This window comes from Streptomyces sp. F63 (assembly GCF_018070345.1).
In the GTDB taxonomy this organism is placed as follows: domain Bacteria; phylum Actinomycetota; class Actinomycetes; order Streptomycetales; family Streptomycetaceae; genus Streptomyces.
Genome location: NZ_JAGPXX010000012.1, coordinates 39,373 through 59,121, shown reverse-complemented (window position 1 = coordinate 59,121; position 19,749 = coordinate 39,373). Strand labels below are relative to the sequence as shown.

General features: G+C 74.9%; 18 protein-coding genes. 13 read left to right on the top strand and 5 right to left on the bottom strand.

All coding sequences use genetic code 11. The features are described 5' to 3' along the window. Nucleotides 1-161 precede the first annotated feature (161 nt). Together KBZ10_RS15080 and mmpA are read right to left on the bottom strand one after the other, a co-directional pair. The gene (locus tag KBZ10_RS15080) at nucleotides 162-869 is read right to left on the bottom strand and encodes an endonuclease V (RefSeq protein WP_210988144.1); all 708 of its coding nucleotides are present in this window, start codon (nucleotides 867-869) and stop codon (nucleotides 162-164) included. Between the two features lie 228 nt (nucleotides 870-1,097). Then, nucleotides 1,098-1,295 (bottom strand): morphogenic membrane protein MmpA, encoded by a 198-nt coding sequence (mmpA, locus tag KBZ10_RS15075; protein ID WP_210988143.1) that lies wholly within the window; start codon nucleotides 1,293-1,295, stop codon nucleotides 1,098-1,100. Between the two features lie 307 nt (nucleotides 1,296-1,602). Here mmpA and KBZ10_RS15070 point away from each other — a divergent pair, with 307 nt between their 5' ends. Both KBZ10_RS15070 and KBZ10_RS15065 read left to right on the top strand, forming a co-directional pair. Then, entirely contained in the window at nucleotides 1,603-2,256 is a 654-nt protein-coding gene (locus tag KBZ10_RS15070) for a HemK2/MTQ2 family protein methyltransferase (RefSeq protein ID WP_210988142.1), read from the top strand. After that, a complete protein-coding gene (locus KBZ10_RS15065) occupies nucleotides 2,240-2,521 on the top strand; it encodes a CDGSH iron-sulfur domain-containing protein (RefSeq protein ID WP_374223357.1) in 282 nt (93 codons plus the stop codon). The genes KBZ10_RS15070 and KBZ10_RS15065 overlap by 17 nt, the downstream gene beginning before the upstream one ends. A gap of 227 nt (nucleotides 2,522-2,748) precedes the next feature. Here KBZ10_RS15065 and KBZ10_RS15060 read toward each other — a convergent pair whose 3' ends face one another. After that, nucleotides 2,749-3,633 (bottom strand): LysR family transcriptional regulator, encoded by an 885-nt coding sequence (locus tag KBZ10_RS15060; protein ID WP_210988141.1) that lies wholly within the window; start codon nucleotides 3,631-3,633, stop codon nucleotides 2,749-2,751. Nucleotides 3,634-3,792: 159 nt separating this feature from the next. Between KBZ10_RS15060 and KBZ10_RS15055 the strand changes: the two genes are divergently transcribed. The 8 genes from KBZ10_RS15055 to KBZ10_RS15020 all read left to right on the top strand — a co-directional run bounded on the left by KBZ10_RS15055 (nucleotide 3,793) and on the right by KBZ10_RS15020 (nucleotide 13,374). Next, a complete protein-coding gene (locus tag KBZ10_RS15055) occupies nucleotides 3,793-5,391 on the top strand; it encodes an ABC transporter substrate-binding protein (protein ID WP_210988140.1) in 1,599 nt (532 codons plus the stop codon). 68 nt (nucleotides 5,392-5,459) lie between these two features. Further along, complete coding sequence (locus KBZ10_RS15050; protein WP_210988139.1) at nucleotides 5,460-6,476, top strand: ABC transporter permease; 1,017 nt, start codon at nucleotides 5,460-5,462, stop codon at nucleotides 6,474-6,476. Beyond that, nucleotides 6,473-7,375 (top strand): ABC transporter permease, encoded by a 903-nt coding sequence (locus KBZ10_RS15045; protein WP_210988138.1) that lies wholly within the window; start codon nucleotides 6,473-6,475, stop codon nucleotides 7,373-7,375. The genes KBZ10_RS15050 and KBZ10_RS15045 overlap by 4 nt, the downstream gene beginning before the upstream one ends. After that, nucleotides 7,372-8,358 carry an ABC transporter ATP-binding protein gene (locus tag KBZ10_RS15040; RefSeq protein WP_210988137.1) on the top strand — a complete coding sequence of 329 codons (987 nt, stop codon included), beginning with the start codon at nucleotides 7,372-7,374 and terminating at the stop codon, nucleotides 8,356-8,358. The genes KBZ10_RS15045 and KBZ10_RS15040 overlap by 4 nt, the downstream gene beginning before the upstream one ends. Then, nucleotides 8,355-9,353, top strand: a complete 999-nt coding sequence (locus tag KBZ10_RS15035; RefSeq protein ID WP_210988136.1) for an oligopeptide/dipeptide ABC transporter ATP-binding protein — start codon at nucleotides 8,355-8,357, stop codon at nucleotides 9,351-9,353. The genes KBZ10_RS15040 and KBZ10_RS15035 overlap by 4 nt, the downstream gene beginning before the upstream one ends. Next, a complete protein-coding gene (locus tag KBZ10_RS15030) occupies nucleotides 9,350-10,579 on the top strand; it encodes a serine hydrolase (RefSeq protein WP_210988135.1) in 1,230 nt (409 codons plus the stop codon). The genes KBZ10_RS15035 and KBZ10_RS15030 overlap by 4 nt, the downstream gene beginning before the upstream one ends. Before the next feature lie 324 nt (nucleotides 10,580-10,903). Continuing rightward, entirely contained in the window at nucleotides 10,904-12,739 is a 1,836-nt protein-coding gene (locus KBZ10_RS15025) for an ATP-binding protein (RefSeq protein WP_307847442.1), read from the top strand. Beyond that, nucleotides 12,730-13,374, top strand: coding sequence for a response regulator transcription factor (locus tag KBZ10_RS15020; RefSeq protein WP_210988134.1), 645 nt, complete (start codon nucleotides 12,730-12,732; stop codon nucleotides 13,372-13,374). The genes KBZ10_RS15025 and KBZ10_RS15020 overlap by 10 nt, the downstream gene beginning before the upstream one ends. 543 nt (nucleotides 13,375-13,917) lie before the next feature. Here the strand turns inward: KBZ10_RS15020 and KBZ10_RS15015 are convergent. Beyond that, nucleotides 13,918-14,994, bottom strand: a complete 1,077-nt coding sequence (locus KBZ10_RS15015; protein ID WP_210988133.1) for an iron-containing redox enzyme family protein — start codon at nucleotides 14,992-14,994, stop codon at nucleotides 13,918-13,920. Between the two features lie 214 nt (nucleotides 14,995-15,208). On the opposite strand from KBZ10_RS15015, the gene KBZ10_RS15010 reads away from it, so the two are divergent. Further along, nucleotides 15,209-15,622, top strand: coding sequence for an SsgA family sporulation/cell division regulator (locus KBZ10_RS15010; RefSeq protein ID WP_210988132.1), 414 nt, complete (start codon nucleotides 15,209-15,211; stop codon nucleotides 15,620-15,622). 112 nt (nucleotides 15,623-15,734) lie between these two features. Here KBZ10_RS15010 and KBZ10_RS15005 read toward each other — a convergent pair whose 3' ends face one another. Further along, nucleotides 15,735-16,496: a GPP34 family phosphoprotein gene (locus tag KBZ10_RS15005; protein WP_307847440.1), complete on the bottom strand. Its 762-nt coding sequence runs from the start codon at nucleotides 16,494-16,496 to the stop codon at nucleotides 15,735-15,737. 356 nt (nucleotides 16,497-16,852) lie between these two features. Here KBZ10_RS15005 and KBZ10_RS15000 point away from each other — a divergent pair, with 356 nt between their 5' ends. Next, nucleotides 16,853-18,469, top strand: coding sequence for an ABC-F family ATP-binding cassette domain-containing protein (locus KBZ10_RS15000; RefSeq protein WP_210988131.1), 1,617 nt, complete (start codon nucleotides 16,853-16,855; stop codon nucleotides 18,467-18,469). A 267-nt stretch (nucleotides 18,470-18,736) separates the two neighbouring features. Next, on the top strand, nucleotides 18,737-19,708 hold the full coding sequence (locus KBZ10_RS14995) for an acyl-ACP desaturase (protein ID WP_210988130.1): 972 nt from the start codon (nucleotides 18,737-18,739) through the stop codon (nucleotides 19,706-19,708). Nucleotides 19,709-19,749 lie beyond the last annotated feature (41 nt).

The following is a 19,749-nucleotide window of genomic DNA, read 5'->3' as shown; positions in this document are numbered from 1 at the left end:
GGCGTCCCGGCGTCCCGGGCCGACGGCCCCCCGGACGGCAGTGCGGGCACGGCGGCCCCGGCGACGCCGCACCGGTGAGGCCCGGGGAGGCGGCGGCCCCGGCGGGCGGGACGTGCCGGCCCGGGTGGAGCGGCGGGGCGGGGGCGGGCCCGCGGCCGCGCTCAGCCCCGGCCGGCCCCCGCGAGGGCGGCGGCGAGCGTGCGGCGGCAGAGCGAGTCGGCCCGCCGGGTGGTCTCCGGAAGCCGGTAGCGCGGGGTCAGCCGGAGGGTGTGGGCGACGGCGTGTTCCAGGCCGATCCCGTGGCCCACGGAGACGAAGACCGGCTTGACGCCCTCCCGGGTGCGCAGCGCGCGTCCCACCTCCTCCTCGCCGTCGAGCAGCGGCGAACTCGCGCCCCGCGCGGGTCCGGGCGGCTCGCAGGCGAAGCCGAACGGGGTCTTGGCGACGCCGAAGGCCGGGATGCCCGTCAGCACGCCGAGGTGCGCGGCAAGACCCAGCCGCCGGGGATGCGCCAGGCCGTAGCCGTCGCAGACGACCAGGGCGGGCGGTTCCGGCAGCCGTTCCAGCGCCTCCAGAACCGGCGGGAGTTCGCGGAAGGCCAGCAGGCCGGGGATGTACGGGAACGCGGCGTGCCCGGTGGCCGCCGCCTCGGCGACGGGCTCCAGCGTCTCCGCGTCCAGGACCACGGCTGCCGCCGCGAGCCGGCCGGTGGCCTCGTCATAGGCGACGTCGACGCCCGCGACCGTCGGGACCTCGCCCGGCGCCGGGCCCGGGCCGGCCGTGTCGGCCAGTTCCCGCAGCCGGTTCTGCTCGGCCACCGCCTCGGCCTCCGTGGCGGGCCAGTTCCCGGCTGTCGTGGCTGTTCGCATGGGTCCCTCCTCCGGCTCGTTCTCCGGCACGGCCGGGCCTGTGGCGGGGGCTGTTCCCGGCGGGGCCGCACGGACGGTGCGACCCGCCCCGGGGCCGTCCGCCGTCCGCCGTCCGCCGTCCCGCATCCTGCCAGGGCGCGCGCGCCGCGGTCCGGCCGGGGCGCGGGCGGCGGGGCGGGCGGGACGCGGTACAGCCGGGGGCGCGCCGCGGGCGGCGGGGTGTGCCGCTCAGCCGCCCAGGGTCCACAGCGTGACGGTGTAGACCATGGAGATCACCCAGAGCACCGCGGCGGCCCCGCCGAGCGCCAGGGCCGCCTTCATGGCGCCCGCGACGGCCTGCCCGCCGGCGTACGGAAGGGCGTCGCCGCCCTGTGCTCGGCACTGCGGCTGGAACTGCTGGACCCGGGTGTTCGCGATCTTCTCCATGCCCCACATCCTGTCCCCTGCCACTGACAACACACCTGAGTGCGCGTACTCAGCGGGGGTACTCAGCCGCGGCTGCCCGGACGTGCCCGCGCGGGGCGGACGGCTCTGCGAGCGGTCCCGGTCACCGGGCTGCGGAAGGGGGCTCCGTGCCGGGTGACGACGGAGGGCGGTGCCACCGTGACGGCGGGGGCGTGCTCCCGGTCCGGGTGGACGGCCAGGTCGTCCGGGGTCCGGCGAACCGGCCACCGGCCACCGGCCACCCGCCCGTCCTGACGTTTAGCCGTAACGGCTGGGGTACCCGGTGGCCGTGTTGTTTCTGAAGCCCCCAGGGGTTTACGCGCCGCAGGACGATACGTCCTTCCTCAGCGCCGCTCTCCGCGAGGAGGCCCTCGCCCCGGGCGCCCGGGTGCTCGACCTGTGCACGGGCACCGGGGCCCTCGCCGTGGCGGCGGCCCGGCGCGGGGCCCGCGTGACCGCCGTCGACACCTCGGTCCGCGCGGTGCTCACCTGCCGCCTCAACGCCCGGCTGGCGGGCGTGCGGATCCGGGCGGTCCGGGGCGATCTGCTGTCGGCCGTGGGAGGGGAGCGGTTCGACGTCATCCTCAGCAATCCGCCGTACGTGCCGTCGCCGCGTCCGCGGCTGCCCCGCCGCGGCTCGGCACGGGCCTGGGAGGCGGGGCACGACGGGCGGGCGCTGCTCGACCGGATCTGCGCGGAGGCGCCGCGGCGGCTGCGCCCCGGCGGCGTCCTGCTCCTCGTCCAGTCGGCGCTCAGCGGCGTCACCCCCACGCTGGACGCGCTGGTGCGTGCCGGTCTCGACGCGCAGGTGGCCGAGCGCCGGTACGTCCCGTTCGGGCCGCGGCTGCGGGAGCGGGCCGACTGGCTGCGCCGGCGGGGGCTGCTGCCGCCCGGCGAGGACAAGGAGGAGCTGGTGGTGATCCGCGGTGAAGCCGCCCTCTGAGCGCGAGGCGCGCCGGGTGAGGCTGGTGCGGGGCGGCCCGATGCTGGTGGAGGGCCCGGTGGAGGTGGTGCTGGAGGACGGCGGCACGGAGCGGTCGGACCGGTTCACCGTGGCGCTGTGCACCTGCCGCCGCAGCCGCCGCTTCCCCTGGTGCGACACCAGTCACCGCCGCCGCGTCCGCAGCGCCCCGGACGGCCGGGGAGGTTCCCCCGGCACGGCGTGCTCCGGCTCCCCGGCCGGGGGGCGCGGCGGCTCCGGGGGATGAGCACGGCGCCGGCGGCGAGCAGGGCCGCGGCACCATGGAACCTCCCGGAGCGGGGCGTGCCGGGCGTGCCGGGCGCGCGGGGCATGCGGGGCGGGCCCGGCCGGCGCGCGCCCGCCGGGGGACGGCCGCGCTCAGCGGACCGGGCCGTGTCGCCGGTCCCGCCGGCCGCCGGGGACGGGGACGGGGACGGGGACGGGGACAACTCGTCCTGCCTGCCCGGGAAGGAGTCAGCCGACGGCGGCGAAGAGGCCGCGGCAGAACCCGGCGAGGTCGTCCAGGCAGGCGCGGATTTGTGAGGCCGCGTAGTGGGTGGGGTCCCAGGCGCCGAAGAGGGTGACGTGCAGCGGCCCGTCGGTGAGCCGGATCGGCAGCGACCGCAGGCCGAAGCGGGGGTCGTCGGAGAGGATGCAGACGCCCTTGCCGGCCGCCGCCAGGGCCTGCGCGACGGCCGGTGCCCGGGCGACGTAGGCCGCGTCGTAGCCGAGCCCTGCCCTGGCTGCCGCCTCGTCCAGGACACGGCGCACCCCGTGCAGTTCGTCCATCACGATCACACGGCCGGTGCTGATGTCGGACAGGTCCACGTGCTCACGGCCGGCCCAGGGGTGGTCCGGGGCCATCTGGGCCCAGACGGGGGCCTGGCCCAGAACGGTGTACTCCAGGTCGGACCCGGGCGGTCTCGTGCCGATGGCGAAGTCGGCCTGACCGATGGTCAGTGCCGCGTACACGCCGTGCGGCGAGGCCTCCACCACGTCCACGATCTGCCCGGCCGGGCCGCTGGCGACGACGAACGGGGCGACCACGTCGGTGACCGTGGTGGGCGGCGCGATGACGGTCAGCGGGATACCGGCGCCGGAGGCCATGGACCGGGCGGTGTCCCTGGCCAGCCGGCTGCGGGCGATCAGGTCCCGGGCGACGGGGAGGAACGCCCGGCCGGCGGGGGTGAGCCGCAGGGCGCCCTCCCCGCGGCGGAAGAGCGTCAGCCCGAGCTCGCGTTCCAGCTGACGGATCTGCCGGGACAGGGAGGGCTGGGTGACGTGCACCTCCTGGGAGGCGGCGGTGACGGAACCGAGGTCGACGACCGAGAGGAAGTACTCCAGGACGCGCAGCTCCACTATGCCTCCCAGGCATGGGGACTACGGGGGACAAGTATTTGCAAGTTATACACCGCAGGTCAACACTGTCCGAAACGCCGCCTCTGCGGCCGGATCTCCACCTCTCGCAGTTCTCCCCCCTCTCCCCCGTCCGGCAGTCATTCTCCCGGAGGTGCCCCCGTGCATCCCAGACGCTTCCCCACCCGACGCCCCGGCCTGCCGGCCGCGGCCCTGACCGCGGCCGCGGCCCTGGCCCTGAGCGGTTGCACCGCATCGGCCGGGCAGGCCGGCAGCGTGCTCACCGTGTCGTCGTCGGCCGCCGTCACCACCCTGGACCCCGTCAAGTCGTTCTCCACCGAAGCGATGTACCTGGGCAACGTCTACGAGCCGCTGCTGTGGAAGAACCCCGCCGGGTCCGCCGAGGAGTACACCCCGGCGATAGCCGAATCGTGGCGCACGTCGGCGGACGCCAAGACCTGGACCTTCACCATCCGCAAGGGAGTCACCTTCCACGACGGTGGGAAGGTGGACGCCGCCGCGGTCAAGAAGAGCATCCTGGCCGCCAAGAAGGACGGCGGCGCCTCCTTCATCTGGGCACCACTCGACTCGATCGACACACCGGATCCCTCGACCGTGGTCATGCGTCTCGGTTACGCGGCCCCCATGGAGCGGATCGTCTCCTCGACCTACGGCGCCTGGATCGTCTCCCCCAAAGCCCTGGCCGCGGCCGCGAAGAGCAAGGGCTACTACGAGAAGAAGGGCCTCGACGGAGGCACGGGGCCCTACCGGATCTCCTCGTACACCCCCGGCAAGGAAGTGGTGCTCGACCGCTACGCCGGGCACTGGGACCGCGCGCACCAGCCGTCGTACAAGACGGTGGACGTGCAGATCACCCCGGACGCCGTCACGGCGCAGCAGATGCTGACCTCCGGCGAGGTCGACTTCACCACCTCGTTCCCCCTGCAGAACGTGAAGAAGTACTCCGAGAACCCCGACTACTCGGTGCTCGACTACCCCTCGCCGTTCAATTTCGTGGCCTTCTTCAACACCACCCGCAAGCCACTGGACAACCCCAAGGTCCGCCGGGCCCTGTCGTACGCGACGCCCTACGACGACATCATCGCCGTCGGCGCCCAGGGATACGGCACCCCCGCGCACGGGCCGGTCCCCACGGGCCTCTTCCCCCACGACCCCGCCGCGCCGGCGTACACCCAGGATCTGGAGAAGGCCAGGAAGCTGCTGGCCGAGGCCGGCCATCCCGGGGGCGGCTTCACCCTCGACCTGACCTATGCCTCCGAGAACCAGGCCGAGGCGCGGTTCGTTCCGCTGATCAAGGACGCCTACGCCAAGGTCGGCGTGACGGTGAACGTCACCTCGAAGCTGTTCAACCAGCAGTGGGCGACAGCCAAGGCCGACCCCGCCAAGGCCCAGGACATCTTCGTCCTCTACTACTGGCCCACCTACAGCGACGCCGGTTCGGACAACCTGTACTCGCTCTACCACAGCAGCGAGAAGCCGTTCTTCAACCTGAGCTACTGGAAGAACGCGAAGTACGACCGGCTGGTCGACAAGGCCGGCACCCTGACCGGAACCGACCCGGCCAAGGCCGGGAAGGTCTACGGGGAGGCCATGGACATCCTGTACGACCAGGCACCGGGACTGTCCCTCTACGACGCCAAGGCCGTCTACGTCGTGCCCAAGAAGGTCAAGGGCTTCGCCTTCAACGAGAACTACCCCTTCACGGTGTTCTTCCGCCCGATGAAGTCCGCCGGTGCGTGAACCGGACCGTGCTCCGGCGGCGGCCCGCCGCCGGAGCACCCACCGAGAGAACGAGTGGAGAACCGGACATGCTCCGACACCTCACCCGGCTGGCGGCCTCCTCGGGGACGGTCCTGCTCAGCCTCACCATGGTGACCTTCGTCCTGGCGCGGGTGCTTCCCAGCGACCCGGCCCTGGCCTACATCGGCCCCAAGGCGACCGCGGCCCAGGCCGCCCGCCTCCGCGCCGACCTCGGACTGGACGAGCCACTTCCGGTGCAGTACTGGAAGTACCTCACCTCGCTGGTGCGCGGCGACTGGGGTAACTCACTGGCGACCAAGCGTCCGGTGCTCGACGAGATCGCCTCCCGGCTGCCGTCCACCCTGGAGCTGATCTTCACGGCCATGCTCGTCGCCGCGGTGGCCGGCACCGTCCTCGGTGTGATCGCCGCCCGGCGGCCGGGCGGCCGCGTCGACGGCCTGGTGCGGCTGCTGTCCATCGGCGGCGTCTCCGTGCCGGCTTTCTGGCTCGGCCTTCTGCTGCAGCTGCTCTTCGTCGACCGGCTGCACCTGCTGCCCGCCACCGGAGCCTTCAGCAACACGCTGAAGTTCACCGACCCGGTCCGTGCCGTCACCGGTCTGCCGCTGCTGGACAGCCTGCTCACCGGCAACTGGACAGCCCTCGGTGACGGCCTGGCCCACCTCGTCCTCCCGGCCGTCACCCTGGCCGCCTACCCGCTGGGCCTGGTGGCCCGGATGACCCGCGGAGCGATGATCGAGGTGCTCGCACAGGACCACGTCACCGCCGCCCGGGCGTTCGGCCTGCGGGAGTCGACCGTGGTCTGGTCCCTGGCCCTGCGTAACGCCGCCTCACCGGCGCTGACGGTGCTGGGCATGGCGACCGCCTACTCGCTCACCGGGACGTTCTTCGTGGAGATCGTCTTCAACTGGCCGGGTATCGGCCAGTTCGCCACCGAGGCCATGCTGGCCGTCGACTACCCGGCGATCATGGCCATCACGCTGCTGGGGGCCGTCGGCTACCTCGGCACCAACGCCGCCGTGGACCTCCTCCAGGCGAAGATCGACCCCAGAGTGAGGCCGTCATGAGGACCGTCCCCGGCACCGCCTCTCCGGCCGCCGCTTCCGCCGCTCCGCCCGGGACCGGGCGCAGACTGCTCCGCCTGGCCCGCCGCGACCTCTTCGGCGCCGCGGGAGTACTGCTGGTCACGGGGCTGGTGCTGCTCTCCCTCATCGGCCCGCTCGTCGCCCCGTACCCGGAGGAAGGACGCGGCACGGCGAACGTCGCGGCCCGCAACCTCGCACCCGGCTCCGCCCACCTGTTCGGCACGGACGAGCTCGGCCGTGACATCCTCTCCCGGATCGTCTTCGGGGCCCAGCCCGCCCTGCTGGTCTCACTCGCCGTCGTCCTGGCCGCGGCCCTGATCGGGGTGCCGCTCGGCGCCCTGGCCGGCTACCGCGGCGGCTGGGCGGACCAGGTGATCTCCCGGATCACCGAACTCTTCCAGTCCTTCCCCCCTCTGCTGCTGGCCATGGTCACCGTGGCCCTGCTGGGCCCCGGCCTGCTCAACGCCGGCATCGCGCTCGCCGTCGTCTGGTGGCCGTGGTACGCCCGGCTGGTACGCGCGGAGGCCCGCTCGCTGCGCGACCGGCCGTTCGTCGAGGCCGCACGCTCCATGGGCGTACCGGTCCGGACCATCCTCCGCCGCCATGTCGTCCGCAACTGCGCCGGCCCGATCCTGGTGCAGATCACCGTCGATCTCGGGTCGGTCATCCTCGCCGCGGGCTCCCTCGCCTTCCTCGGGCTCGGCGCCCAGCAGCCCAGTCCCGACTGGGGGCTGATGGTCGCCGCGGGGCGCGGCACGATCTTCGACCAGTGGTGGATATCCACCTTCCCGGGCCTGGCCATCTTCGTGACGGTGCTCGGCTTCAACCTGCTCGGAGACTCCCTCCGGGACCTCCTCGACCCCAAGTCGGTACGCACATGAGCACACTGCTGGAAGTGACGGACCTCACCGTGGCCTTCCCGCGGCCCGGCATGCCGCCGAGCCAGCCGGTGCGGGGCGTGAGCCTCGAAGCGGCGGCCGGGGAGACCCTCGGCATCGTCGGTGAGACCGGATGCGGCAAGACGCTCACCGGCCGGGCAGTCCTCGGGCTGCTGCCCGACCGGGCCACGCTCACCGGCAGCATCCGCTTCGACGGCCGCGAACTCACCACCCTGCCCCCGCACGAGCGCGCCGCCCTGCGCGGTGGCTCCATCTCGCTGGTCTTCCAGAACCCGGGAACGGCCCTCAACCCCCTGTTCACCATCGGCCACCAGCTCGGGATGGTCGCCCGCAGGCACCTGGGCGCGGACCGCCGCCGGGCCGGGGCACTGGCCCTCGACCACCTGGGCCGGGTGGGGCTGCCGGACCCGCGCCGGGTCGCCGCCGCCTACCCGCACGAGCTGTCCGGAGGCATGCTGCAGCGGGCCATGATCGCCATGGCGCTGATCAGCGGCCCCCGCCTGCTCATCCTCGACGAGCCGACCACCGCGCTCGACGTGACGGTCGCCCGGCAGATCCTGCGGCTCGTCCTGGAACTCCAGGCGGAGCTGGGATTCACCGTCCTTCTGATCACCCACAATCTCGGCGTGGTCGCCGACGTCTGCGACACGACCGCCGTGATGTACGCCGGCCGGGTCGTCGAGCGGGGCAGGACGACCGAGGTGCTGAGCGCCCCGAAGCACCCCTACACCCGGGGCCTGATCGGTGCGCTGCCGGGCCGGGGCGCCCCGGGACGGCCGCTGACCGCCATTCCCGGAACCGTGCCGAACGACCCGGCGGCCCTGCCCGGCTGTGCCTTCGCCGCCCGCTGCCCGGTGGTCATGGACGCCTGCCGGCACACGGAACCGCGGCTCACCGCCGTGGGAACCCACCAGGAGGTCGCATGCTTCGCGGAGACGACAGCACTCACGGAGACGGCCCCGTGACCCCGGCACTGCTCGAACTGCGCGGCCTCACCGTCGACTTCGCCGTACGCGGCGCCCGCGGACGGCAGGTCACCCACGCCGTGCGGGACGTCAGCCTGACCGTGGCCGAGAAAACCGTCTTCGGCCTGGTCGGCGAGTCCGGCTCCGGCAAGAGCACCCTGGCCAGGGCCGCCCTCGGACTGATCCGGCCCACCTCGGGCGGCTCCGTCCTCGGCGGCGTCGACGTCGGCGGGGCGCGGGGCGGCACACTGCGCGCCCTGCGGCGCAGCGCGGCCATGGTCTTCCAGAATCCGGTGGCCGCGCTCAACCCCCGGCGCACCGCCGCGGCGAGCATCGCGGAGCCCCTCCGGCTGCACGGCCTGCCCCGCCCGGAGATCGAGCGGCGCGTCGCCGGACTGCTGGACCAGGTGGGACTCGGCAGCGGCCACGCGGGCCGGCTGCCGCACGAACTCTCCGGCGGCCAGTGCCAGCGGGTCGGTATCGCCCGCGCCCTGGCGACCCGGCCCCGGCTGCTCGTCCTCGACGAGCCGACGTCCGCGCTGGACGTCTCGGTGCAGGCCCAGATCCTCAACCTGCTGCTGGAGCTGAAGCGGGAGCACGGCCTGACCTACCTGCTGATCTCCCACGACCTCGATGTGGTCCGCCACATGAGCGACACCGTCGGCGTCATGTACCGGGGGCGCCTCGTCGAGCACGGCCCGGCCCGCGAGGTCCTCGGCGCGCCCGCCCACCCGTACACCCGCACCCTGCTGGACGCCATTCCCGGACAGGGCCGCGAACGGCTGCTCGCCGCCGGTCCCCCGGAGCCGGCCGCCGGCGATCCGGCCGCGTCCGGTGACGGCTGCGCCTTCCGCCCGCGGTGCGGGGCGGCGCGCACGGACCCCCGGGACGCCTGCGCCACCACCGCACCCCTGCTGCGGCCCGCCGCGGGCCGCGACATCGCCTGCCACTTGGCCGCGGAGCCGAGTTCGCTCACGAAGAGGAGTTCAGCGTGACCAGCACCAAGGACACCGGGCCCGCGGTGGACCACCCGTCCGGCGACGGCCGGGTCCGTGTGGACGGCGGCCGTCCGTGGCCCATCACGCTGGACAACTGGCAGGACGCGCCGTTCAGCCGGTGGGCCTTCGCCCACGCGGAGGAGATCGTGCCGACCGCGACCGTCCGCCGGGCCGGTCCCGCGGCTCTCCCGGAGACGGTTCCCGGGGCGGCCGGGGACTCCGGCCTCGGCCGGCTTCCGGTGCCCTTCGGCGGCACCGAGGTGCCCCTCGAGGACTTCCTCGCCGCGTCGTTCGCGGACGCGTTCGTGGTCAGCGACCGGTCCGGAGTCCGCTACGAGAGCTACCGGGGCGCCATGGACCCGCGCCGCAGACATCTGCTGATGTCGGTTTCCAAGTCGCTGTGCGGGCTGCTCATCGGTCAACTGGCCGGCGACGGACTGCTCGATCCCGCTGAGCCGGCGGCCGGCTACGTACCGGAGCTCACCGGGTCGGCCTTCGGCACCGCGACGCTTCAGCAGATCCTCGACATGACCGTCGCGGTGGAGTACAGCGAGGACTACCACGACCCCGCCTCCCACGTGCGGCTGCAGGACCGTCTGGCGGGCTGGCGGCCGAGGCTGGCCGGCGACCCGGAGAACGCCTTCGAGCTGCTGTCCTCCCTGCGGGCCTCCGGCCGGCACGGGGAGCGCTTCCAGTACTGTTCGGCGGCCACCGACGTCCTCGCCTGGGTGGCGGAACGGGTGACGGGAATCCGCTACGCCGACCTGCTCTCCCGGCGGCTGTGGCAGCACCTGCCGGTGGCGGACGACGCGCAGATGACCGTGGATCCCGCGGGCTTCGCCTTCGCCAACGGCGGTATGGCGACGACCGCGAGGGACCTCGCCGCGGTCGGCAGGCTCGTCCTGGACCACGGGCTCGTGGGCGGCCGCCCGGTGGTCCCGGCCGGGTGGCTGGCCGCCACGGCCGCCGGGGGTGATCGCCGGGCCGCCCGGGGCACCGTCTTCCAGGGCATCCACCCCCGCGGCTCCTACCGCAATCACTGGTGGGTGACCGGGGACGACCACGGCAGCGTCTACGCGACCGGCATCTACGGCCAGTACCTGTGGATCGATCCGGCGGCCGGCATCGTGGTGGTGAAGTTCTCCAGCCTCCCGGTCGCGACGACCGGCGACTGGTCGCGGGCACACGCCCGCGTCTTCCGCCGGATCTGCGCGTCGCCCTGAGCCGGCGGACCGGTACCGCCGCTCCGGCACCCGCCGTCCTGTCCGGCCCCGGCACCTCCCCGGCACCTCCCCGGCGCCTTCCCGGCACCTTCCCGGCGCCGGACCGGAAGCCCCCGGTACGCTTCCGAGCGGCCCGGCGCGCTCGGCTGCCGGGAAAGCCTCCGCTCCAGGGCGGATCGGCGTTCGTGTTTGCGTCTTCCCGTCACCCGGCGCTGCCGCGCGCGTCCTCCCCCTGGCCGCCTCCGCGGACCCCGGCCGGGACGTCCCGTGCCCGGCCCGGCGGCGGGCAGTGAGGGGGCGGGCGCCGGGGAGAGGAGAGTCGCGGTGTTCCGTGGGAGGGGCCCTGCCGCACCGGGCCGGGATGCGCCGCGGAGACGGCTGCTGCTGTACGCGGGGCTCTCCCTGGCGGCCGGCGCGGTGGGCGGCTGGGCCTACGCCCGTTCCGGCGCCACGGGCACCGATGTGGCGCGGGACCTCGCCGTGGGCTGGTCCTTCGCGGCGGCGGGCCTCGTCGCGTGGTGGCGCCGTCCGGCCAACCCCACCGGGCGGCTCATGCTGGCCGAGGGAGTGACCTGGTTCATCGGCAACCTCCAGGGGAGCGGCGTGCCGGCGCTGTTCGCCGTCGGTGCCTGGTTCGAGGCGCTCAACATGGCCGTCCTGGCCCATCTGCTGCTCGCCTTTCCCGACGGCCGGCTGACCACGCGCCTGGCCCGGTGGGTGGTGGTCTCCGGTTACGGCCTGGTCGCCGTGGGCGGTCTGCTGCGCGCCGCCGTCTTCGATCCGGCCGTGCACCCCGGCGCCTCGTATCTGTCGTGCGCCGGCTGCGGCCCCAACGCGCTGTTCACGGGCGCCCCTCCGGGGGTGTTCACGGCCGTCGACCTCGGGTACCGCTGGGCCGGTGTGGTGATCACGCTGGTCTGCGTCGCCACGCTGGTGCGCCGCTGGCGCGCGAGCGCCCCGGCGCGCCGCCGCGTCCTGCTGCCCGTCTGGATCTCGGTCCTGGTCGCCATCGCCTTCGTGTTCTGGGAGGCGCTGTACGCCCTCCCGTCGGGCGGGCTCGTGGGCGCGGGAGCGGTCGTGCTGCTGTCGGATCTCAGCCAGGTGTCCGTACCGGCCGCCTTCCTCGCCGGTCTGCTGCGGATGCGGCTGCGGCGCGCGGCCGTCGGCCATCTCGTCATCCAGGTCGGCGCCGATCCCACGCCGCGCGGACTGCAGGACGCGGTGGCGCGGGTGCTGGGGGACCCGTCACTGCGGATCGGACTGTGGACGGACGGTACGGGCGCCGGCACGGCCCCGGCCGCGGGAGCCGGGGCCCCCGCCGGCGCGTACACCGGCCCGGACGGGCGCCCGGTGCGCGTGCCCGGCCCGGACTCCGGGCGGGCGGCCACGGTCGTCGAGGGCCGCGGCGAGCCGCTGGCCGTGCTCGTCCACGACGCCGCGCTCCGGGAGGATCCGGGGCTGCTGGCGGCGGTGGCCGCCTCCGTGCGGCTCTGCCTGGAGAACACCAGGCTGCGCGCCGAGGTCACCCGGCGCGCCGAGGAGGCCAGGGCCGCCCACACCCGGCTCATCGAGTCCGCCGACCGGGAGCGGCGGCGGCTGGAGCGCGATCTGCACGACGGGGCGCAGACCCGGCTGGTGTTCGCCCTGATGGCGCTGCGCCAGGTGGACGCCGGCCTGGCGCGCGGCGGTGACGGCGCCGGGCTGCGCGGCACGGTGGCCGAGGCCGACCGGACCCTGCGCAAGGCGCTGGACGATCTGCGGGGCATCGCCCGCGGCATCCACCCGGCCGTGCTGGTCCGCGAGGGGCTCGGCGCGGCGGTGACGGGGCTCGCCGAGGAGTCGGCCGTCCCGGTGGTGGTCTCGGTGACACCGGGACGCTTTCCGCCGCTGGCCGAGTCGACCGCGTACTTCACCGTCTGCGAGGCGCTGTCCAACGCCGCCAAGCACGCGCGGGCGCGGGCGGTCGGGGTGACCGTGGAGTCCGCCGCCGGGCGTCTGGTGGTGGAGGTGACGGACGACGGGGTCGGCGGAGCCGATCCCGGGGGCGGCAGCGGTCTGCGGGGCCTGGCGGACCGGCTGGCGGCCGTGGGCGGGACGCTGCGCGTCGACAGTCCCGCGGGGAGCGGGACCCGGATACGGGCGGAGCTGCCATGCGCGTGATCATCGCCGAGGACTCGGTGATCCTGAGGGAGGGCCTGGCCCGCCTCCTCGGCGAAGCGGGTCTCACCGTGACGGGCCTGGCGGGAGACGCCGAGGACCTCCTGCCGCTCGTCGCCGCGCAGCGGCCGCACGCGGTGGTCGTGGACATCCGGATGCCGCCGACCCACACGGACGAGGGGCTGCGCGCGGCCCGCGAGATCCGCGAACGCCATCCCGGCACGGGCGTGCTGGTCCTCTCCCAGTACATCGAGACCGGCCCGGCCCTCGACGCGCTGGCACGGAACCCGAAGGGCTTCGGCTATCTCCTCAAGGACCGCGTCGCCGACATCGGCCGGCTGACCGACGCCCTGGGGCGGGTGGCGCGCGGCGAGTCGGTCATGGACCCGCTGGTGGTCGAACGGCTGTTCCGGCGGCGGCGGGTGGGCGGCGGCCTGGACGACCTCACCGGCCGCGAACGGGAGGTGCTGGCCCTCATGGCCGAGGGCCGTTCGAACGAGGCCATCACGCAGAGCCTCGGCGTGGGGGCGAAGACGGTCGAGACACATGTGCGCAACGTCTTCACCAAGCTCCGGCTGGAGCCGAGCCAGACGGACCACCGCCGGGTCCTGGCCGTACTGGCCTATCTGCGGCAGTGACCTCCTCCCCCTCCCTCCCCGGCGGCGGACCCGGACGCCCGGACCGCGCCGCCCGCGAGGCGGGGCGACCGGCCGGTGCCGGCCCCCGCCCCGGCACCGGCCGTCGCTTCCGGCAGCGGCGGCGGGGCGTGCCCGCGCGGTCACGCCGGTCCCCGTGACCCCGGCGTACCCGCCGGCACGGCACCCGGTCCGCGCCGCGGAACCGGTTCGTGAACGGCGAGGACGAATCTACGAGACCCCGGCCGGCCGCGCCTCAGGGCAGACCCTGAGAAGCGGGCCCGGGACGACGGGGGACCCGGCGACCGGTCTCCGGCATGCCCCTTCCGTCCTGCCCGGCGGAGCGGCGTGCCCCTTCCGTCCTCGCCGGGCGGACCGGTGCGCCGCCCCTCCTCTCCGCCCCCGCCGGTCCGCCCCGGCTCCGCCGCCGCTGCCGCTTCCGCTTCCGCTTCCGCTTCCGCTTCCGCTTCCGCCGCAGGGTCCGGCCGTGGCCCGCCGGTTGGCCGGCCCCCGGCCGGGCGGGGCGCCGGCCGGGCGCGCGGACGCTCAGGCGGGCGCCGGCACGGGCGGCGCGGGGAGCGGCTTCCGCAGGGAGGTGCGGCCCTCTCCCCAGGCCGCCAGCAGATGGCCGCCGAGCCGGTCCTCCAGGAACTCCGTCGAGGCGGCCCCGAAGCCCACGTCCGCGTCCAGGCCGGGTTCCTGCTCCAGCAGGCCGCCGACGACGTCCCGGCGCACGATCTGCTCGTGCACCGCGTCCGCCTCGACGTGCTCGGCGTAGAAGTGCACGGCGGCCGGGCCGGCGCCCGCCCGTTCGAGTGCCGTGGCCAGCCGGCGGGAACCGGGCGAGGAGGTGATCTCGACGGCGGCGAAGTGGCCCACCAGCGCTCCGCGCAGCGCCCGGTGGAGGCCGAACAGGGACATCTGGTTGACCACGGCGAGCATCGGCGCGGGAGTGACGTCCAGGTAGCGGCCGTAGGCGGGGTCGAGGCCCAGGTCGGTCATCAGCTCGGCGAAGAGCCGGGCGTGCACCCGTTCGGCACGTCCCCCGCCGAACTCGTCGAACTCGACGGCGGCCATGGCGGCTTTCGCCCGGCCCTGCAGGCGCGGGATGACCCAGGCGTGCGGGTCGGCCTCCTTGAGGTGGTAGAGCGAGCGCTGCGCGGTGTATTCGCGCAACTGCCAGAGCTCCCCCGAGTCCTGGAGGCGGCGGCTGACGCCGTCCCCGTCCACGGGTTCGGCCAGCAGGGCATCCAGGGCCGCGGCGGCGCTCTCCGGGCGGGGCGTGTCCGCGCGCAGGGCGGTCAGGAAGCGCTCCTCCAGGGCCCGCCGGAGGCGGAGCAGGTCCGGGTCCCACTCCCAGTGGCCGGCGACCCCGGCGAACCCCCGGTAGTGCAGCTCGTAGGCGAGGTACAGGGCGAGCTGGAGGTCGTCGCCGTACGGGTCGGCCGCGGTGACGGCCGGTGCGCCGGGCAGGTCCCGGGGGCCGCCGGTGAGCAGGGCGGCCACGGCCGCCGACAGGTCGCCGCGCGGCGCGGGCAGCTCCGGTCCGCCCGCCGGGGCCGCGGTGTTCCCGGCACCGGTGCGGCCGGTGGTGGCAGCGGTCGTCGTCGCTCCGGTCGCCATGTTCGGGGCCTCCTCGTCCTCGTCCCGGTGACCGTCCGTCCCCGTGGACACACCCGGGTGAGCCGGGTTCCCTCCGCCGCTGCGGTCATGCGCGGCACGGCGTGCGAGGCGGCGGAGTGACAGATGTCACGTTGCCGATCCGCACACGGAGAGGGGCGCCGGATCGTCATAGAGAGTGTCAGCCTTGTTCCGAACACCTCTCAGGAGGCAGGAGTTGTCCCCTGTCATCGACCGAGCCGTCCAGGCCGGCCTCATCACGTCCGACGGGCGGGTGATGGACGTTCCCGCGGCGCTGCGCTACCGGCGCGACGATCCGCTCGCCGTCCGTGCCTGTTTCCCGCCGCGCGCGTCCCTCGCCGGCGCGGACGTGACCTGGGTCTTCTCCCGGGACCTGCTGGCCGCCGGGCTGCTGGAGCCGGTCGGGGACGGGGATGTGCACGTGCGGCCGTTCGGGCCGCTGGTGACGGTGCTGGAGTTCCACGCCGCCGCCGGGACGGCGCTGGTCCGGATGGACAGCGCCGACGTACGGCGCTTCCTGGAGCAGACGTACGCCCTGGTCCCGTTCGGCCGCGAAGAACTCCACCTCGACCTCGACGGCGACCTGGCGGCGCTGCTGCGGGAGGCCTGACCGCGCCGCAGAGCGGCATACGGCCCCGGCACGACGGGCGCGGCCACGGGGGACGTGGCCGGGCGGCGCCGGCACGGCCGGACGCCACCCGGGCACGCGAACGGCCGGCCCGTCAGCCGCCCGCGGCCGACGCCACCGGCGTCTCCGCCGGGGCGGAGACGGCCGCGGCGAGCCCGGCCCGCACCTCCGCGACAGCCCGGACGGGCCCCACCGCGGCCGGCCCTCCGGCCGGGCCGCACTGGCCCGCGCGCCGCGCCAGTTCACCGGTCCGCCGCCCCCGGGCGGCCCCGTCCTCCGCGGACGCCACGCCCCTCAGCCCGGCCGCCGCGGCCAGGACGGCCAGCGCCGCGTCCTCCGGCGCCACCCGCGCGACCGGTTCCCGGCCGTGCAGCACCTGCCACGCCCGGGCTCCGAGCGCCCGCGCCGCGTCCTCGTCCACCAGGGCGTAGTCCCTGGGCGGCAGCAGACCGAGCCACCGCCGGGACACCACGCGCAGGACGCCCTCGTCCGCGAGCCCGGACTGGACGGCGTCCAGAGTGGTCCCGGCGTGCCGGGTGACCCAGTCCCGCCAGCCGTGCGGCGGGGACTCGGTGATCAGCTCCAGCAGGTCGTCGAGTGCCGGGTCCCCCGTCCGGGCGTCGAGGTCCGGTGTGACGGCTCCGCCGTCGTCGGTGAGCAGCCCGCGCCGGGCGAGTTCCGTCAGGGCCCCGGCCCGCACCAGCGGCGCCGGCGGTCCCGCCGCCCGCCCGCCCGGGCCGCCCGCGACGCCCGGGCCGCCGCCCCCGGGACGGACGGCGCCCGGGTCCCGGGCGAGCAGGCAGAGCCGGGCGGCGAGCGAGCGAGCGGAACGGGGACCGCGGGTCACCGGGGTCACATCGGCCTCCTGTGGATCGGGCGGCCGGTGCGGCGGCGAGCACCCCGGCCGCACGGGCGGAAATGCCGTTGCCTGCGCCCGGCCGCATCCCTACGGTGGCAACCGGCCCTGTCGTCGGTGGATGGAGAAGGCGTTGCTCGTCTGAGGTCATGGGACACCGTGTGCCACGCCCCGGCCGGAAGGCCGGCCCCGGCGTGGGCCGTTGTGCGACCTCGGCACCGAGCCGTCCGTCCCGACCGGGGCTTCTTCTCCGGTTGTTCTCTGGTGCCCCTCTTCCGCCGCGGCATTCCCGGTGTCTCCTCCCGATGCCCCGCACCCCGCGCACCCCGCGCACCACGGCGCCCCAGGAGGCCCGCATGGCACCGTCCGATCTCTCCGTCACCTGCTCCGACCTCTCCTTCACCTGGCCGGACGGCACCGTCGTCCTGGACGGCCTCGATCTGGCCGTGGGACCCGGCCGCACCGGCATCGTCGGGCTCAACGGCTCCGGCAAGTCCACCCTGATCCGCCTGATCGCCGGTGAACTGACGCCCACCGCCGGCACGGTGCGGGTCGCCGGCGAGACCGGCTACCTGCCGCAGAACCTCACGCTCGACACCGCGCTGCGCGCCGACGAGGCGCTCGGCATCGCCGTCCCCCGGGCGGCCCTGCGCGCCATCGAGGCCGGCGACCCGGGCGAGGAGCACTTCGCCGCCGTCGGCGACGACTGGGACATCGAGGAGCGGGCGCTGGCCACTCTGGACCAGCTCGGCCTGGGCCACATCGGCCTGGACCGTACCGTGGGGGAGCTCTCCGGCGGGGAGTCGGTGCTGCTGCGGCTGGCGGCCCTGCTGCTGCGGCGGCCCGGGGTCCTGCTGCTCGACGAGCCGACCAACCACCTCGACCTGGCCGCCCGCCACCGGCTGTACGAGGCCGTGGCCTCCTGGCGGGGCGTGCTGATCATCGCCGGCCACGACCGCGAACTGCTGGAGCTGGTGGACCGGATCGGTGATCTGCGCGACGGCGGGGTCCACTGGTACGGCGGTGGCTTCTCCGCCTACCGGGAGGCGCTGGCGACCGGACAGGAGGCGGCCCGGCGGTCGGTGCGCGCCGCGGAGGCCGAGGTCAGGCGGCAGAAACGGGAGCTGGCGGAGGCTCAGGAGAAGCTGGCGCGCCGGGTCCGCTACGGCCGCACGATGTACGAGAACAAGCGCGAGCCCAGGATCGTCATGAACACCCGCAAGCGCGCGCAGCAGGTCTCCGCCGCCAAGCACCGCGGCACCCACACGGCGCGGCTGGAGAGCGCGCGGGAGCGGCTGGAGGAGGCCGCCGGCGCCGTGCGGGACGACGCCGAGATCCGCGTCGACCTGCCGCACACCGCCGTCCCGCCGGGCCGCACCGTGCTGGCCCTGCGGGAGGTGCGGCTCCGCTACGGCGCGCGGGTACCGGAGTTCACCGTGCGCGGTCCCGAGCGGATCGCCCTGACCGGAAGGAACGGCGCCGGCAAGTCCACACTGCTGCGGACGATCGCGGGCGAGCTGGAGCCGCTGGCCGGCGAGGTGCGGGCCGAGGTGCAGTCGAGGTATCTGCCCCAGCGGCTGGATCTGCTCGACGACCGGCTGAGCGTCGCCGAGAACGTCGCCCGGTACGCCCCCTCGGCCACCGGCAACCGGATCCGGGCCCGGCTCGCACGCTTCCTCTTCCGCGGTGCCCGCGCCGACCAGCCGGCCGGCACCCTCTCCGGCGGAGAGCGCTTCCGGGCCACGCTGGCGGCGCTGATGCTGGCCGAGCCCGCGCCCCAGTTGCTGCTGCTGGACGAGCCGGCCAACAACCTCGACCTGTCCGGCGTCGAGCAGCTCACGGCGGCGCTGGAGTCGTACGAGGGGGCGCTGATCGTGGCCGCTCACGACCTGCCGTTCCTGCGGGGGCTGGGCATCACCCGCTGGCTCCGGCTGGACGGCGAACTGGCGGAGGTGGCGCCGGAGGACGTGTGAGCGGAAGGGGGGTGCCGGGGCCGCCGGGCTTCCGGGCTTCCGGGCCGCCGGGCTTCCGGGCTTCCGGGCTTCCGGGCTTCCGGGCTTCCGGGAGGCATCCGGGCCCGGAGCGTCCGGTGCCCGCCCCGGCCCGGCCCGCACCCGACATTGCGGGAGGTACCTCGTGATTAGCCCCACCCCCCTGGTCCCGGGCGCTCCCCAGTGCTTAACCTACGGTCTCGTAACCTACGGAGCCGTAGGTGATCCGCACGTTTCCAGGAGCTCGTTGTGACCCAGACCCCCGCCTCCCTCGCCGGCTCCGAGGGGTGGAGCGACGCCAAGCTGCTGTACGCGCTGGAGGAGGTCGTCGAGGACGAACTCAACCGGCACCTCAAGGCCGCCAAGGACTGGATGCCGCACGAGTACGTGCCGTGGAGCGACGGCCGCAACTTCGACGGCCCGCTGGGCGGCGAGGCCTGGGCCCCGGAGCAGTCCAAGGTCAGCGACATCGGCCGGATCGCCCTCGTGGTCAACCTGCTCACCGAGGACAACCTCCCCAGCTACCACCACGAGATCGCCTCCCTCTTCGGCCGCGACGGCGCCTGGGGCACCTGGGTGCACCGCTGGACCGCGGAGGAGGGCCGGCACGGCATCGTGATGCGGGACTACCTGCTGACCTCCCGGGCCGTGGACCCGGTGCAGCTGGAGGAGTTCCGCATGGCGCACATGTCGGAGGGGTTCGAGTCCGACAACCGGCACAGCATGCTGCACTCCGTCGCGTACGTCGCCTTCCAGGAGCTCGCCACCCGGATCTCGCACCGCAACACCGGCCACCACTCCGGTGACCCGGTCTGCGACCGCATGCTCTCCCGGATCGCCACCGACGAGAACCTGCACATGGTCTTCTACCGCAATCTGCTCGGCAAGGCGTTCGAGCTGGCTCCGGACCAGACCATGGCGGCCGTCCGCGACGTCGTCGTCAACTTCCGGATGCCCGGCCACGGAATGCCGGGGTTCGAGCGGGCCGCCGCGCAGATGGCCATCGGCGGCATCTACAACCTCCGCATCCACCACGACGACGTGCTCCAGCCGGTGCTGCGCTTCCTGAAGGTGCTGGAGATCTCCGGGCTCGGCCCCGAGGGGCTCAAGGCCCAGGAGGAGCTGGGCCTTTACATGGGCGGCCTCGACGCGCAGGCCAGGAAGTTCGACGAGCGCCGCGAGGCCCTGCTCGCCCGCCGCGCCGCCCGCGCGGCCTCCTGACGGCGGCGGCCGCTGCCGGACCCGGGCCCCGGCCGGGGCCC

Bases quoted from the DNA above. Each gene is read 5' to 3' on its own strand.
- KBZ10_RS15080 (WP_210988144.1), bottom strand. From the start codon at position 869: ATGCGAACAGCCACGACAGCCGGGAACTGGCCCGCCACGGAGGCCGAG.
- mmpA (WP_210988143.1), bottom strand. From the start codon at position 1,295: ATGGAGAAGATCGCGAACACCCGGGTCCAGCAGTTCCAGCCGCAGTGC.
- KBZ10_RS15050 (WP_210988139.1), top strand. From the start codon at position 5,460: ATGCTCCGACACCTCACCCGGCTGGCGGCCTCCTCGGGGACGGTCCTG.
- KBZ10_RS15045 (WP_210988138.1), top strand. From the start codon at position 6,473: ATGAGGACCGTCCCCGGCACCGCCTCTCCGGCCGCCGCTTCCGCCGCT.
- KBZ10_RS15040 (WP_210988137.1), top strand. From the start codon at position 7,372: ATGAGCACACTGCTGGAAGTGACGGACCTCACCGTGGCCTTCCCGCGG.
- KBZ10_RS15020 (WP_210988134.1), top strand. From the start codon at position 12,730: ATGCGCGTGATCATCGCCGAGGACTCGGTGATCCTGAGGGAGGGCCTG.
- KBZ10_RS15015 (WP_210988133.1), bottom strand. From the start codon at position 14,994: ATGGCGACCGGAGCGACGACGACCGCTGCCACCACCGGCCGCACCGGT.
- KBZ10_RS15000 (WP_210988131.1), top strand. From the start codon at position 16,853: ATGGCACCGTCCGATCTCTCCGTCACCTGCTCCGACCTCTCCTTCACC.